11 protein-coding genes are annotated in these 15,139 nt (G+C 62.7%); 3 read left to right on the top strand and 8 right to left on the bottom strand.

Going from position 1 to position 15,139, the window contains the following annotated elements:
* Positions 1-56: 56 nt before the first annotated feature.
* The 3 genes from map to U1E20_RS13755 all read left to right on the top strand — a co-directional run bounded on the left by map (position 57) and on the right by U1E20_RS13755 (position 3,074).
* A complete protein-coding gene (map, locus tag U1E20_RS13765) occupies positions 57-893 on the top strand; it encodes a type I methionyl aminopeptidase (RefSeq protein WP_409981194.1) in 837 nt (278 codons plus the stop codon).
* Complete coding sequence (gene radC / locus U1E20_RS13760; protein WP_409981193.1) at positions 890-1,615, top strand: RadC family protein; 726 nt, start codon at positions 890-892, stop codon at positions 1,613-1,615. Before map ends, radC begins: the two co-directional genes overlap by 4 nt.
* 61 nt (positions 1,616-1,676) lie before the next feature.
* Positions 1,677-3,074, top strand: coding sequence for a DHA2 family efflux MFS transporter permease subunit (locus U1E20_RS13755; protein WP_409981192.1), 1,398 nt, complete (start codon positions 1,677-1,679; stop codon positions 3,072-3,074).
* 6 nt (positions 3,075-3,080) lie between these two features.
* On the opposite strand, the gene U1E20_RS13750 is transcribed toward U1E20_RS13755, so the two are convergent.
* The 8 genes from U1E20_RS13750 to U1E20_RS13715 form a co-directional block, all read right to left on the bottom strand.
* Positions 3,081-5,147, bottom strand: coding sequence for a hypothetical protein (locus tag U1E20_RS13750; protein WP_409981191.1), 2,067 nt, complete (start codon positions 5,145-5,147; stop codon positions 3,081-3,083).
* Positions 5,148-5,547: 400 nt separating this feature from the next.
* Positions 5,548-6,255, bottom strand: a complete 708-nt coding sequence (locus U1E20_RS13745) for an RlmE family RNA methyltransferase (protein ID WP_409981190.1) — start codon at positions 6,253-6,255, stop codon at positions 5,548-5,550.
* Complete coding sequence (locus U1E20_RS13740) at positions 6,252-8,351, bottom strand: ABC transporter ATP-binding protein/permease (protein WP_409981189.1); 2,100 nt, start codon at positions 8,349-8,351, stop codon at positions 6,252-6,254. The genes U1E20_RS13745 and U1E20_RS13740 overlap by 4 nt, the downstream gene beginning before the upstream one ends.
* Before the next feature lie 83 nt (positions 8,352-8,434).
* Positions 8,435-8,803 carry an integration host factor subunit alpha gene (locus U1E20_RS13735; RefSeq protein ID WP_409981296.1) on the bottom strand — a complete coding sequence of 123 codons (369 nt, stop codon included), beginning with the start codon at positions 8,801-8,803 and terminating at the stop codon, positions 8,435-8,437.
* Between the two features lie 176 nt (positions 8,804-8,979).
* The gene (locus U1E20_RS13730) at positions 8,980-9,804 is read right to left on the bottom strand and encodes a carbon-nitrogen hydrolase family protein (RefSeq protein WP_409981188.1); all 825 of its coding nucleotides are present in this window, start codon (positions 9,802-9,804) and stop codon (positions 8,980-8,982) included.
* Between the two features lie 105 nt (positions 9,805-9,909).
* Positions 9,910-10,554: a TetR/AcrR family transcriptional regulator gene (locus U1E20_RS13725; protein ID WP_409981187.1), complete on the bottom strand. Its 645-nt coding sequence runs from the start codon at positions 10,552-10,554 to the stop codon at positions 9,910-9,912.
* Positions 10,551-13,679, bottom strand: a complete 3,129-nt coding sequence (locus U1E20_RS13720; protein ID WP_409981186.1) for an efflux RND transporter permease subunit — start codon at positions 13,677-13,679, stop codon at positions 10,551-10,553. The genes U1E20_RS13725 and U1E20_RS13720 overlap by 4 nt, the downstream gene beginning before the upstream one ends.
* A gap of 10 nt (positions 13,680-13,689) precedes the next feature.
* On the bottom strand, positions 13,690-14,787 hold the full coding sequence (locus U1E20_RS13715) for an efflux RND transporter periplasmic adaptor subunit (protein WP_409981185.1): 1,098 nt from the start codon (positions 14,785-14,787) through the stop codon (positions 13,690-13,692).
* Between the last annotated feature and the right edge of the window lie 352 nt (positions 14,788-15,139).

Raw genomic sequence — 15,139 nt, 5'->3', positions numbered from 1 at the left:
CAAACCATTACTTTGTCGGATAATCTTTCCCAGAGAAATCCGAGCCGCCGCCCTAGATGACCTTTATCGAATCCCATCTCGCCCCCGCCGCACGCAAGAGCGGTCAGATCAAGCTGCACCGGCCTGAGGATTTCGAGGGCATGCGCGCCGCCGGCAGGCTGACGGCCGAGGCGCTCGACATGCTCGTCGAACATGTCCGGCCCGGCGTGACCACGCAGGCGCTCGACGATCTCGTCTTCGACTTCGCCCTGGCGCATGGCGCCTATCCGGCGCCGCTGGACTATCGCGGCTACCGAAAATCCATCTGCACCTCGATCAATCATGTCGTCTGCCACGGCGTGCCGGACAATAAGCCGCTGCGCGAAGGCGACATCGTCAATATCGACGTGACCTTCATCCTCGACGGCTGGCATGGCGACGCCAGCCGCATGTTCGCCGTCGGCGAAATTCCGCGCCGCGCGCAGCGGCTGATCGACGTCACCTATGAGTCGCTGCTCCGCGGCGTCGCGGCGGTGAAGCCCGGCGCGACCACCGGCGACATCGGCGCTGCGATTCAGCAATATGCGGAGAGCGAGCGCTGTTCGGTGGTGCGCGATTTCTGCGGCCATGGTCTCGGGCGCGTTTTCCATGACGAGCCGAATATTCTGCACTATGGCGCGAAAGGCGAAGGCGTCGAGCTGCGTCCGGGCATGTTCTTCACCATCGAGCCGATGATCAATCTCGGCCGCTCGCAAGTGAAAATATTGTCGGACGGCTGGACCGCCGTCACCCGCGACCGCTCGCTTTCCGCGCAATTCGAACATTCGGTCGCGGTCACCGAAACGGGCGTCGAAGTGTTCACCAAGTCGCCGGCGGGGCTCGACAATCCCTCAGCCGCGCACGCCGGCGCATGAAGAAGGCGGCTGACGCCGCATCACGCGAAGGCACCGGCCTGCGCGATTCCGCGCCACATTTTCACGGTCACCGGCAGCGCCTGCGCGATCGCTTCATGGATGCGGGCGAAGCGGCGCTCGCCGATTACGAGATGCTGGAGCTGCTGCTGTTTCGCGCCATCGCGCGACGCGACGTGAAGCCGCTCGCCAAGGCGTTGATCGCCCGCTTCGGCTCCTATGCGGAGACCGTCGCGGCGCGGCCGGAACGGCTGCGCGAAGTCGACGGCCTTAGCGAAGCGGCGATCGTCGAAATCAAGCTGATAGAGGCCGCGGCGAAGCGCCTGGCGCGCGGCGCCTTGCAGAAACGCCCGGTTCTTTCTTCCTTCATGGAGGTGCTCGATTATTGCCGGACGGCGATGGCGTTCTCCGAGCGGGAGGAATTCCGCATCCTGTTTCTCGACAAGCGCAATGCGCTGATCGCCGACGAGGTCCAGGGCGTCGGCACCATCGACCATACGCCGGTCTATCCGCGCGAAATCGTCAGACGGGCGCTCGAGCTCGGCTCGAGCGCACTGATCCTGGCGCATAATCATCCTTCCGGCGATCCGACGCCGTCAGCCGCGGACATCCGCATGACCAAGGACATCGCCGCGATCGCGCAGCCTTTCGGAATCGTCGTCTACGATCATCTCATCGTCGGCCGTCATGGCCATGCGAGTTTCAGAGGGCTCAAGTTGATTTGACGCGAACCGCCACAGCACTCATCGAGATTGACGCCATGCGCTCGGGAACGGTCTCAGCGCATTGACCTATTTCGTCACGCCGCTGATCATCGCCACCGCGCTGTTCATGGAGCAGCTCGACGGCACCGTGCTCGCGACCGCGCTGCCGGCGATGGCGGCCGATCTTCACGAAGACCCAGTGGCGCTGAAACTCGCGCTGACCTCTTATCTTCTCTCGCTCGCGGTGTTTATCCCGCTGTCCGGCTGGGCAGCCGATCACTTCGGCGCGCGGCGCGTGTTTCGCGCCGCGATCATCGTCTTCACCTTCGGTTCGATTCTGTGCGGCCTCTCGAATTCGCTTGGCGCGATCGTCGTCTTTCGGATCGTGCAAGGCCTCGGCGGCGCGATGATGACGCCGGTCGGACGGCTGGTGCTGCTGCGCACCGCGCCGCGTCAGGAACTGGTGCGCGCCATGGCCTATCTGACGATTCCGGCGCTGATCGGCCCGATGATCGGTCCGCCGGTCGGCGGCTTCATCGCCACCTATTTTCACTGGCGCTATATTTTCTGGATCAATGTGCCGATCGGCGCGCTCGGCGTCGCGCTGGTTACGCGCTTCATTCCAAATTTACGCGAGGAATGGACGCCGCCGCTTGATATCGCCGGCGCGATTCTATCTGGCGTCGGCCTCTCCTGCCTTGTGTTTGGTTTCACCATCGCCGGGCGCGGTTTCGTCCCGACGCCGGTTGTCGCGCTTATCGTCGCGCTCGGCGCGGCGGCGCTCATCGCCTATGTCCGACATGCGAAGCGCACGTCCTATCCGATCGTCGATCTCGATCTCTTGCGCATCCCGACATTTCGCGCGGCGGTCTTCGGCGGTTTTTTGTTTCGCATCGGATTGGGCGCGACGCCCTTTCTGATCCCGCTCCTGTTGCAGGCGGGGTTCGGACTGTCCGCCTATGAAGCAGGACTTCTCACCTTCGTTTCGGCGGCGGGCGCGATCGCGATGAAAACCACCGCGCAGCCGATCCTGCGAATCTTCGGCTTTCGGCGGGTGCTGCTCGTCAATACGGTCCTCTGCGCCGGCTTTCTCGCCTTCAACGCGACATTTACCGCGACGACGCCACATTTGCTGATCATGGCCGCGCTGCTCGTCGGGGGCTTCTTCCGTTCGCTGGAGTTCACCGCGCTCAACGCCCTCGCCTACGCCGATGTCGGTCAGGAGGCGATGAGCCGCGCGACGAGCTTCGCTTCCGTCGCGCAACAACTATCGCTGTCGACCGGCGTCGCCATCGGCGCGGCGGCGCTGGAGGCGGCGCGGGCGCTGCGCGGCGGCGGCGCGCTGCAGGCGGCGGACTTCGCGCCGGCGTTTCTTGTCGTCGCGGCGATTTCAGCGATTGCGGTGACGCAATTCCTGCGGCTCGCGCCCAATGCCGGCGCGGAGCTTGTCGGGCGAACCGCCAAATCCGCGCGTCGGTGATCGGCCTCAGCGCACCAGTCGGCCAATCGCCGCGAAGAGGAATATCGCAAAGATCAATCCGAGCCACCTGAGCAGATCGAAGCAAATCTTGATGATGCGTTGCTGGCGCTCGCTGGCCTCCGTGACATTCCATACCTTGAGAAATCGCTTGAACGGATATGTCGCCTGCTTTTGGTCCGCCAATACATAAAATTGCAAAGGCTTGGAGTGGTCTTCCCTGAGTTTGTAGCCGGGGATCAGCGTATCGAACAAAAAGATCAGGCCGATCGGCTGAATGCGCGGCGACTCGCCCGGACGCCGCTCGTCGATGACGCTGAAACCCACGACCCCTGCGAGCTGTATGACGAGCCAATAAATCAGCAGCGTGCCGAGCGCGAACCAGACGACTCGCTCCGGTCGAAAGCCGTGGGCCGCCAAATTCCACAGCAAAAATTGCAAAAGCGCGACGAGACGATCTTCCATGCGTTGGAAGGCTTGACCTATGGCGCTTGTGACGCCATTCGACTGATCGATATCATTGGACTTTTCACTAAAAGCATCGTTCTCGCTTTCGCAATAAAAGCCCCAGCTCTTGCAGATACTCCTCTTCAACGTCGTCGTTTCGCCCTGAATTTTGAGTTCGCGCGCGGCCTCGGCGTCGCCGGCCTGTTCGAACACGCTTACGAACTGAGCGAAAGGCTGCGTTCCCTTGAATTCGTTCTTCTTCACCCAGGCGGTGACGTGCTCGGGCTTCGGCAGGCTTAGGCTTGGAGGAAACTGAGGGATTTCGCGCGCGTCACGCGGCCTCGCTTTCTCATTGGTCGCGCGCGGCGACAGGGCGGTTTCGCATTTGTCCTTGGCGGAATAGACGCGCTCGAAATGCAGGCCGTTGACGCTCACCAGGACGTCATTCTTCGTCACCTCGAAATCCAAAACGAACGTGCCTGTTTGCAAATTGAAAATGCTCAATCGCGGTCCATTACCGTCCGGCTTTCCCGAAACCGACTGCATCTGATTTTTTATATCGAGCCAAGTCGCGCCATCGACGATATCTTCGTTAAGGTAGATGATGCTCTTTTCTGGACGATTCTTGTCGTCGACAAGCCAGGAAAAATCGCGCAGGCAAATCGAATATTTGATATGATTTTCGATGAAGACGAATGAGCCGGGAACAATCGACCGGACATAGTCGCAGGGCTTGGGAAATGGATTTCCGCCGTTGAAAATCTGCGAGTCTGGCCCGGTAAAGCGCTGGTATGCATTGCCTGGTTTTCCGTTCGGCGCCTTGAACCCGAAGAGCTCCTCTCCGGTATCGGATGTTCGTACGTCGCCAAATCCGAACTCGACCGCGACGACATCATTGAGTTCATTCTTGCGGATATCGAAACTACAGCGCGCGTGCGATTGTCCCAGATCGAGCGCGCCGCCGACGTGATTCTTGAGAAACACTAGATGCGAGAAAAAACTACGCGCTAGATCGACATCGCCGTCGACCTTTGTGTTTTCGATCGTCAATTCATCGCCGATGAGCGAGTCTGGCGCGTTCAGGGTACCGTGAACGATTGTGTCGATGATGGTTAGTTTCGAAAGAAAAGCGCCCTGACTGTAGAGCGATCCAGCAATTTCTGACCGCGTGATCCGAACATTCACATGCGAAACCGCATAGTCGAAGGACAGATCGCCTTTTGTCTGAAAATTTCTAATCTCGACTGGCACGCGGCTGCATTCCGTAGAATGCGTGCAAGTGATGATCGATTTATCGAAAACGATCGAATAGGGAAGATCAAGGCCGGAGAGATCGAGGCCGTCGCAATAGACGCCGCCAATAATTCGTATGCCTTTGGGATCGACCTTGTCCTTCGCATCGCGGGCCAGATCCTTGACGAATGTCCGCGAAACGATGCGTTTGTCGCGCACCGGCGCCGGTGCGCATACGTCCTCGGCCTTGATCTGCCGCGAATCGGGATAGCGACGGGTATTCCCGTCCATCGTCATCGAGTCGAGGAATAAGCGTCCCCGCGACGCGGATGCACAAACGACGCCATTGTAGTCGGGAACCAGCACGGCTTCGAGGCCGCGCGCGAGACAGGCCAAGACGCGCGCCGTCTGCGTGTCTCCGGGCGCGAGGCAAATCTCCCCGTAGTACTTCGATACGTCGATTCGCCTCAGACCTTTGCCCCGGTCTAAACAAAACTCCGTCTGCATCGCCATCGTCTTATCGGATGCGGACGCAGCCTGGGTTTCAGCCGGTTTGGCGCCAGATGTTTTCGGGCCGTTCTGGGCGGAAAACGCCGGAGCCGGCGCTATGAGCGAAATGAAAAGAAAAATCCAAAACGCTCGAGCAATCGATGAGCGGCGGAAGCGACAATGATCAGCCATTAGCCACCTCGCGACGCCATCAGCGTTGAGGGCATTGCAAAATGAAAGGAACAACCTTGACTGTTACGATATGTCGCGCGCGGAAAGCGTCAACTGTCGGGGCGGGCGGTTCGGGTCAGGAAGCGGGCGCCTCCTGCCGCCCCCTAAAGCCCGTCGCCAGCACATAAAGCTCGGCCGAATCCGCCCGGCTCGCCGCTGGCTTCACATGGCGCACGGTCGAAAAATCGCGTTTGAGCCGCGCCAGCAGCTGGCCTTCGGTGCCGCCCTGCAGCACTTTGGCGACGAAGAAGCCGCCTTCGGCGAGCACGTCGCAGGCGAAGTCGGCGGCAAGTTCGGCGAGGGCGACGATGCGCAGGTGGTCGGTCGCCTTATGGCCGGTGGCGTTGGCGGCCATGTCCGACATCACGCCGTCTGCTTCGCCGCCAAGCATGTTCTTGATGAATTCCGGCGCGTCGGCGTCGTTGAAATCCTTCACCGCGAAGGCGACGCCGGCAATCGGCTCCATGTCGAGCAGGTCGACCGCGACGACCTTGCCCTTCCCCTCCTTCGCCTTCACTCGCGCGGCGGCGACCTGCGACCAGCCTCCGGGCGCGGCGCCAAGATCGACGATGCGGCCGCCCGGCTGAAGGAGATGACAGCGATCGTCCATCTCGATGAGCTTGTAGGCCGCCCGCGAGCGATAGCCCTCGCGCTTGGCGCGGGCGACGTAAGGATCATTGAGCTGGCGCTCCAGCCACAGCGTCGAGGAGAGCGAGCGCTTGCGCGCGGTCTTGACCCGCGTCTTCAGCGACCGCCCGCCTTCGCGCCCCGACTCCTTCGTCACGCATGCACCTTGTCGCGCGGGCTGAAGACGCCGCCCGGCGCGGGCGCCATGACGATGTGCCGGTCGTGGAAGGCGAGCAGCGTCGAGCGATGGCCGATCGAGACGATCGTCGTGCGCGGCAGCCGCTCGCGCAGCATGGCGTAGATGTCGTCTTCGAGCTGCTCGTCGAGCGCCGACGTCGCTTCGTCGAGGAAAAGCCAATCCGGCTTGGCGAGAAGCGCGCGGGCGATGGCGACGCGCTGCTGCTCGCCGCCGGAAAGGCGCTGCGCCCAATGGTTCTCCTCGTCGAGACGCTCGACGAAAGGCGCGAGCCGCGCGGCGCGCAACGCTTCCTGCATATCGACGGGCGAATAGTCGTCGACATGGCCCGGATAGACGACCGCTTCGGCCAGTGCGCCGATCGGAATATAGGGACGTTGCGGCGCGAGCATCACTTTCGCGTCGCGCGGCGTCAGTATGTCGCCACTGGCGTAGGGCCATATGCCGGCGATGGCGCGAAACAGCGTCGACTTGCCAGACCCCGACGGGCCGGTGAGCAGCGCCGACTGGCCGGCGGCGAGCGTCAGATCGTCGACCGTCACGATCTTGCGTCCGTCGGGCAGCGCAAGCGTCAAATCGCGCAGGCGGATATCCGCGCCATCGGTCGGCTCGACGATCCGCGTCGCCGACATTTCCGTACGCGCCGTCTCGATGGCGTGATCGAACGACGTCAGCCGGTCCAGCACCGATTTAAAATTGGCGAGAGACGTGTAGTAATTGATGAAAAAGGTGAGCGCGCTTTCGACCCGCCCAAAGGCGCTCGCCGTCTGCGTCATCACGCCGAGTTGAATGCGCCCGGCGAAATAGAAGGGCGCCGTGATGATATAAGGAATGATCGGCGAGAGCTGACCATAGGTCGAGGTGAAGGCCATCAGCTGCTTGCGCTTCTGCACGATCGCCAGATAGTTGACGATAATGCCGGCGAAGCGTCGCAGCAGCGCGCCGCGCTCGGCGGGTTCGCCGCCAAGCAGCGCGATCTGCTCGCTATATTCACGCAGCCGCGCCAGCGAAAAGCGGAAATCGGCCTCGCGCCTCTGCCGGTCGAAATAGAGCCCGGTGAGCGTGCGGCCGATGAGATGCGTCACCAGCGTTCCCACCGCCGCATAGAGCAGCACCGCCCAGAACAGCAGGCCGGGAATATAGATGTCGGTTCCCGGCAGCGGGTAATTGCCCGACAGGTCCCACAGCACATAGGCGAAGGAGACGAGCGAACTGAGCGTGGCGATCAGCAGGATCGAATAGGAATAGACGCCGTAGCCTTCCTCGCCGCCGCTGATGAAGCGGTTGACGTCTTCGGCGATGCGCTGATCCGGATTGTCGGCGCCGCTGCCGACGAGCGCCATGCCGTAATGGGTATGCGCGCCGAGCCAGCGCTCGATGTAATGTTCGGTCAGCCACCGTCGCCAGCGGATGACCAGCATGGACTGCAAAACGAATTCGACGATCAAGGAGAGGACGTAGACAAACGCCCATGGCGTGAAGACCAGCAGCAGCTGCCGCCAGAACTCCGGCGCGTTCCGCTCCTGAATGGCGTTGTACCAATCGCGATTGAAGAAGGACAGGCGCACGGTGATGCCGACCTGTCCCTGATTGAGAAGCACCAGCACGACCACCATGGCGACGGCGATCGCGCTTTCCCGCGCCGCGAAGGGCCGAAACGGCCAGACGCGCCCCTCCCCGCGCTCGCTGGAATCGAAGTAGAGATCGGCGATGCGGGTCATCTCGCGAACGACCCGGATATGCGAGATCGCGTAAACGATGATCGAAAACACCGCGACAGTGAGCGGCATGGTCTCGGGCGGCGCATAATCCTTCAGCGCGTCAGGCCATACGCTTTCCGCCTGCATGAGCCCGATGAGGCCGAAGACGATGGTCTCGGTCGAAAAAATGCAGGCGAAGATTTTCAGGAAGCTCGACATGTCCAACGCGCGCCACGTCGTATAGGCGCAGAGCGCCGAGGCGGCGGCGAGGACAAACAGACTGGAATCGCCCTTGTGGGCGCCGACCAACGCGGTAAGGGCCGCGAAGACGGCGACCGCCACGCTCAATTTCTGCATTTTTCACCTTGGATATGGGAAGCCGGCCGGCCCGCCGCGAACGCATCGCCTGCGACGGCCCTCTGATCCCTATGATAGAGGAATCAGTCCTCCTCAGGAATGACCGCATCCCCGTTGACATGTGCGACGAGCACCGGCGAAGCCTTGAAGGTCAGCACTCGGCGCGGCGTAATCGTGGCCTCGACGCCGGTTTTCGGATTACGGCCGATGCGCTCGCGCTTGGCGCGCACGTTAAAGGTCCCGAAGGACCGAAGCTTGACCGATTCCCCGCGCAGCAAAGCTTCGCTGATCTCGTCGAAGGTCGCGTCCAAGATCTTGCGGGCTTCGGCGCGCGACAGCGAAGGACAGCAGCCGTAGACGGCCTCTCGCAGCGCCGCCCGCGTCAAGGTGCTGCCCGGAGCAGTTCTCCTTACCATGCGGACTGAGCGTCCAATGCTTGCTTTATCGGGAATGGACCGAACACATTTCCCCCTCGAAGCTTCTGGCAATCGTCACTAGCAATAAACGGGCGCTGCGTCCCAGGCGAGATAGTACGCATAAATTACCTATTTGCAAGGACAGTCAAGCGTTCTCTCGGCGGGTCGGCGGCGATTGGCCGCGTCGCCGCGCCGGCACGAAATCGATCCGCTCACACCGCCAGTTTCACCTTATGTTGGGCCACCGGAATCATGGCGCGCACCTTACGTATGCGGTCGACGTCGACATAGGACGAGACGAGCCCCGGCCCTTCCGAGGCCTTCGCGACGACATGTCCCCAAGGGTCGGCGATCAGCGAATTTCCGTAAGTGAAGCGCGTCTCATGCCCGGCCTTGTGCGCCCCGGTCTGCGCCGGCGCGCAGAGATAGGCCTGCATCTCGATGGCGCGCGCCCGGCACAGCACTTCCCAGTGATCCTTGCCCGTCACCAGCGTGAACGCGGCTGGCAAGGCGACGATATCGACCCCCTTATCGGCCAGCGCCTGGAAAAGATATGAGAAGCGTAGATCGTAACAGATCGCGCAGCCGACGGTCAGGCCCTCGCAATCATAGGTGACGACCGAATCGCCTGGCTTGAACGCGGCGCTCTCATGATATTTCGCGCCATCCGGCGCGGTGATGTCGAACATGTGGATCTTGCGGTAGCGCGCCACCTCTTCGCCTTCCCGATTGAAGGCGACGCTGGTGTTGTGCAGCCGCTCCTCGCCCGGCGCCTTTTCGAGAATCGAGCCGGCGTGGATGAAGACCTTGTGCTCGCGCGCCAGCGCCCGGCACATTTCATAAGCCGGGCCGCCGGGCAGTTCTTCGGCCGCCGCCATCTTCTCGGCGCGCGAGCCGCCGATGAAATCGAACACCTCCGGCAAGCAAATCCAGTCTGGACGCTCCTGAGCGACGGCGCGCTCGATCAGGGCGCGCGCATTGGCGAGGTTCAAGGCCTTATCGCCAACGGAATTCATTTGAACCAGAGTGACCTTCATCGACCGTCCGCTGTTCTTTTGCGTCGCGCGCCCTGATGGTCGCGCGTGATTGAGTTGAGCCGCTTATTATACGTGGCCGGCGCCGCAGGTATAGATCGAATTGCGCTAACGCGGCAAAGCCGCCGACGAACCCGGTTCGCCAAAGCCTTTTCGCAGCGCTGCGATGCAAAATTCGACCATTTGCGCGCTTGTCGGAACCGGCCGGTCGGCGCATTCCACCATCAGCCGCGGATGGCAGTAGCGGATGCAGGCGGTATGCACGACGCGCGCCGCAAGCTGCGCGTCGCCCCTGACGAATTCGCCACTGTCCATGCCGGATCGGATGACGTCTTCGATCGCGGCGTCGATACGGTCGATATGTTCCGAGATGATCGGCCAATTCTCGACGAGCGCGGCTTCCACCATGTCGTGAAGCTTGCGATCCGCGACATAGCGCTCGGCATTCATCGTCTCATTCGACAGAATGAGCGCGCGAAGCCGCTCCGCCGCCGAGCCCGGCCCGTGCGCGATACCCTGCGCCGCCTGTTCCACCTCGCTCATCAACTGCCGGGCGACGGCGGCGTTGATTTCCGATTTGGCGCTGAAGAATCGATAGACATTGGCCGGCGACATCCGCAATTCGCGGGCGATGTCCGCGACCGTCGTTTTTTGGAAACCAATCTCGCGAAAGAGACGCTCGGCGGTGGCGATGATTTTCTCGCGCTGCTGCGTTTCGCGCGCGCTCGGCGCGCTCGCGCCCATGATGCTCATTCGGCCGCTCCCCTTGCAAGCCCGTGCGCCAAAGTCTCGATCCGCGCGCCATCGGATTCGGCCAGTCCCTCGCCAAGATGACGGCGAAACCACGTCGCGTAAAGCGCCGGCAGAAACAGAACGGTGAGAAAAGTGGCGACGAAGAGCCCGCCCATGATGGTCAGCGCCATCGGCCCCCAGAAGGCCGAGCGCGACAGTGGAATCATGGCGAGGATCGCGGCGAGCGCCGTCAGCGCGACGGGTCGCACCCGCCGTATCGTCGCGCCGATGATCGCTTCTCGGTAATTCTCGCCACGCTCGAGATCCTGTCGCACCTGATCGACCAGAATGATTGAATTGCGCATGTCCATGCCGGACAGCGCGATGAGGCCGAGCAGCGCGACGAAGCCGAAGGGCGCATGCGCGACATTGAGCGCCAGCGACGCGCCGATGACGCCGAGCGGCGCGCTCATCATCACCAGCGCGACGCGGGTGAAGTTCTGCAACTGGAACATCACGATCGTCAGCATGACCAGCCCGACGAGAGGAAACACCGCGAAGATCGACGCGTTGCCCTTTTGGGATTCCTCGATCGCGCCGCCGATTTCGATCCGATAGCCGGTCGGCAAATTCGCGCGAATCTGCTCGAGCCGCGGCCAGATTCGCATGGTCGCGTCAGGAGCCTGCACGCCGTCCTTGACGCCGGAGCGCACCGTGATGCTCATGTCGCGGTTGCGCCGCCAGAAAATCGGTTCTTCGTGATCGTAGACGATTTTCGCGACCTGCGAGACGGTCACCGCCTTGCCGTCGCGCGAATAGACGACCATGTCGCCGATCCTCGAAAGATCGCCGCGCTCCTGGGGCGTCGCCCGCGCCACCACTTCGACTTGATCGATTCCGTCGCGCAAGGTTGCGATCGTCACGCCGGAGATCGCCAGGCGGAGCCTGTTCGACACATCCTGCGGCGTCAGTCCAAGGAGACGCGCGCGATCCTGATCGATGACCAATCGCACGCGCGGCGTCTGCTCGTTCCAATTGAGATGGGGATCGTCGACGCCCTCGTCGCCGCGCATGACGTCGCGGACTTGATAGGCGATCGCGCGCACCTTCGCCGGGTCGGAGCCGACGACGCGAAACTGCACCGGGAAGCCAATGGGCGGTCCGTAATAGAAGCGGTCGACGCGCGCCCTCGCCTGCGGCAGGGCGCCGCCGTCGATCGCCGCTTCGAGCTTCTTCTTCAAACGCTCGCGCGCCTCGATATCCTTGGCGACGATGACGATTTCGGAATAGGCCTCGTTCGGCAGCTGTGGATTGAGGCCGAGCCAGAAGCGCGGCGGCCCCTGCCCGACATAGCTTGTGTACAGCGCCGCGTCGGGGTCGTCCTTTAAGAGCGCTTCGGCCTGTTTCGTCGCCTCCAGCGACGCGCCGATCGACGAGCCTTCAGGCAGTCGCAACTGGAGAAAAAGCTCCAGACGCTCGGCGTAAGGGAAGAACTGCTTCTGCACGACGAAGAAGCCGACGACGGCGAGCGCGAAAACGCTGACGACGCCGGCGATCACAACGCGGCGGTAGTCGACCGCCCAGGTGACGACGGCGCGCAGCCGCCGATAGAATGGCGTCTGATAGATATGGTCAGGATCGTGATCGGGATGCAGCTTGGCGAAATCGGGAAGAAGCTTGACGCCGAGATAGGGCGTGAAGGTCACCGCGACGAACCATGAGGCGATCAAAGCGACGAGCAGCACCCAGAACATCGAACCCGTATATTCGCCGACCGCCGAATTGGCGAAGCCGACCGGTAGGAAGCCCGCGGCGGTGATTAGCGTGCCGGTGAGCATCGGAAAGGCGGTCGATTCCCAGGCGAAAGTCGCGGCCTTCATGCGGTCGACGCCCTGCTCCATCTTCACCATCATCATTTCGACGGCGATGATCGCATCGTCGACGAGAAGCCCGAGCGCGATGATCAGCGCGCCGAGCGAAATGCGCTGGAGGTCGATGCCGAGCGGCCCCATGGCGATGAACACAATGGCGAGCACCAGCGGCACCGAAAGCGCGACGACGATTCCCGTCCGAAAGCCGAGCGAGACGAAGCTCACGCCGAGCACGATGACCAGCGCCTCCAGGAAGGAGCGCGTGAATTCGCCGACCGCCTCCTGGACCACCTTCGGCTGATCGGCGATCTGTTCGATGTCGACGCCGAGCGGCGTCTTGTCGCGCATTTCGTCGATCGCGGCGCCGACGTTCGCGCCGAATTTGAGAACATTGGCGCCCTTCGCCATGACAACGCCGACGACGATCGTCGGCTGGCCCTTGAAGCGCGCGAGAAAACTCGGCGGGTCCTCGAAGCCGGCATGGATGTCGGCGATGTCGCCAAGCCTGATCACCTTGCCATTGGCTTCGACCGGAATGGCGGCGATGGCGTCCGCGCCTTTGAGATCGCTGGTCACTTGCACGCGCACGCGATTCGACGACGTCTCGAAGACGCCCGCGTCCTCGATGGCGTTCTGCTTGGCGAGCGAATCGAAAATCGCCTGAGGCGCAATGCTTAAACTCGCGAGCTTCGCCTCGCTGAATTCGACGAAGATGCGGCGTCCTTGATCGCCGTAAACGTCGACCTTGACCACGTCCGGCACGGCGAGCAGCCGTTGGCGCAAGGCTTGAACCACCTTGTCGAGCACGTGATAGTCCGCGCCGTCGCCGGTCACGGCGTACATCACCGTATCGACGTCGCCATATTCGTCATTGACCTGCGGGCCCCGCACGCCGGCGGGCAAGTTCGGCGCGATGTCGTGGAGCTTCTTGCGCAGCTGATAGAAGAGCTGCGGCACTTCCCTTGGCGGCGTCGTGTCCTTGAAGGTCACTTGCATCGCCAGAAAGCCGGGCTTGGTATAAGTCTCGATCTTGTCGAGGAAGGGCAGCTCCTGCAGCTTCTTCTCGATCGGATCGGAGACCTGATCGCGTATCTCGGTCGCGGTCGCGCCGGGCCAGGAGGCGGAGACGATCGCCACCTTGATGGTGAAGGACGGGTCTTCCGCGCGGCCGAGGCGCAGATAGGAATAGACGCCGGTGAGACTGATCGCGACCATCAGAAACAGCATCAGCGTCGGCCGTTGAACGGCCCAGCGCGAGAGGTTGACGCCGCTCATCGCCGACCTCTCACAACGACTGCCGCGAAATGGCGCGGACTTTCATGTTCGGATCGAGCTTGTGGACGCCGAGGACAACGATGTTGTCGCCGTCTTTCACGCCGCCGGCGACGAGCGCCTGGTCGGCCTCGAGTCGCACCAGCGTCACCGGAACGAGCTGCAAATTTCCCTCGCCGTCGACCTTCCAAAGCGAAGGCCCGGCGCCTTGATTGTAGATCGCCGAGAGCGGCACGCTGACGACGGGCTGCGCGTCGGCGCCTGAAATGTGCAGCGTCGCGCTCATGCCGAGCGCGATGGCGGCGTCCGGATTGAGAATGGAGAAGCGCGCAGCGAACGTCCGCGTGACGGGGTCCGCCGCCGGGCTCAATTCGCGCAGTTTGGCGCGATAGACGGCGCCGGGCTTCGACCAGAGCGTCAAACTCGCCTCGCCCTTTCCAGCCGCCGCCTCGAAAGCCTCCGGCAGGGCGACCGCAGCCTCCAATTCGCCGGCATGGGCGATACGCATGGCGGGCTGTCCCGACGACACCACCTGCCCCGGCTCCACCAGCGTTTGGGTGACGACGCCGTCCGCCCCGGCGCGCAGAGTCGCATAGTCCAGCGCATTGCCGGCGAGTTCGACGGCGCGTTGGGCCCTCCGGAACCGCCCGCGCGCCTCCTCTCCGCCCGCCCGCGCCCGATCGAGCGCCGCCTGCGCGACCCAGCCCTTGCTGCGCAGCTCGGCGGCGCGCTTTTCGTCGGCGAGCGCTTGCGTCTGCGCCATGCGCGCCGCCGCGAATTCGGCGTCGGCCTGTTCTTTCTGCAGCCGCAAATCCTGCTCGTCGAGCGCTGCAAGCGGGTCGCCCGCCTTCACCCGCTGCCCGACCTCGACGAAACGCTTGATGACTTTGCCCGCGACGCGAAAGCCCTGGTCGGACTCGATCCTGGGCCGGATGGTGGCGACAAATTCGCGCGTCTGCGACTGGGCGGCGTAGCGCGCGGGTGCGACAAGCACCGGGCGCTCGGCGCGCTCGCTTGCCTGCGCCGCGCGCTGGTCCTTGCCGTCGCAGCCGGCCAGCGTCGCGGCCAGCAGCCCGACGATCGCGAAAACACTCGAGCGAAACTTGAGCATGCAGCTTCGTCCTGTAAGGCGAGGGCGCGCAGCGCTCGTAATGATGATTTTCAATAATTGTTATTCATCATTCATAAGTCAACCTTCGTCGCGACTTTTTGCGTCAACCTGATCTCTTGGGCCGGCGGCCCAGCCTTCGAACGCCCCGCCGGACGCTGTGCCGAAAGCCCAACCGGACGCCTTGTCGCGGCGAAATGATTCTTCTATATGCGGCCTGCTCTTGCGGGCGGGTGGGCCCGTCACAATCTTGGGAGAGCGAGGGGGAGGATCGCGCGGCGGGCTCACAGCGAGCCGCTGTCCTTCGCCTTTTTGAACCGGACCGCTTCGGGGTCCGGAGTTCACCAGCGAAAGG

The sequence above is a fragment of the Methylocystis sp. genome, from assembly GCF_046349115.1.
Taxonomy (GTDB): Bacteria; Pseudomonadota; Alphaproteobacteria; order Rhizobiales; family Beijerinckiaceae; genus Methylocystis.
Note: the sequence above shows the minus strand (reverse complement) of the source record. Positions and strands in the feature narration are given on the sequence as shown.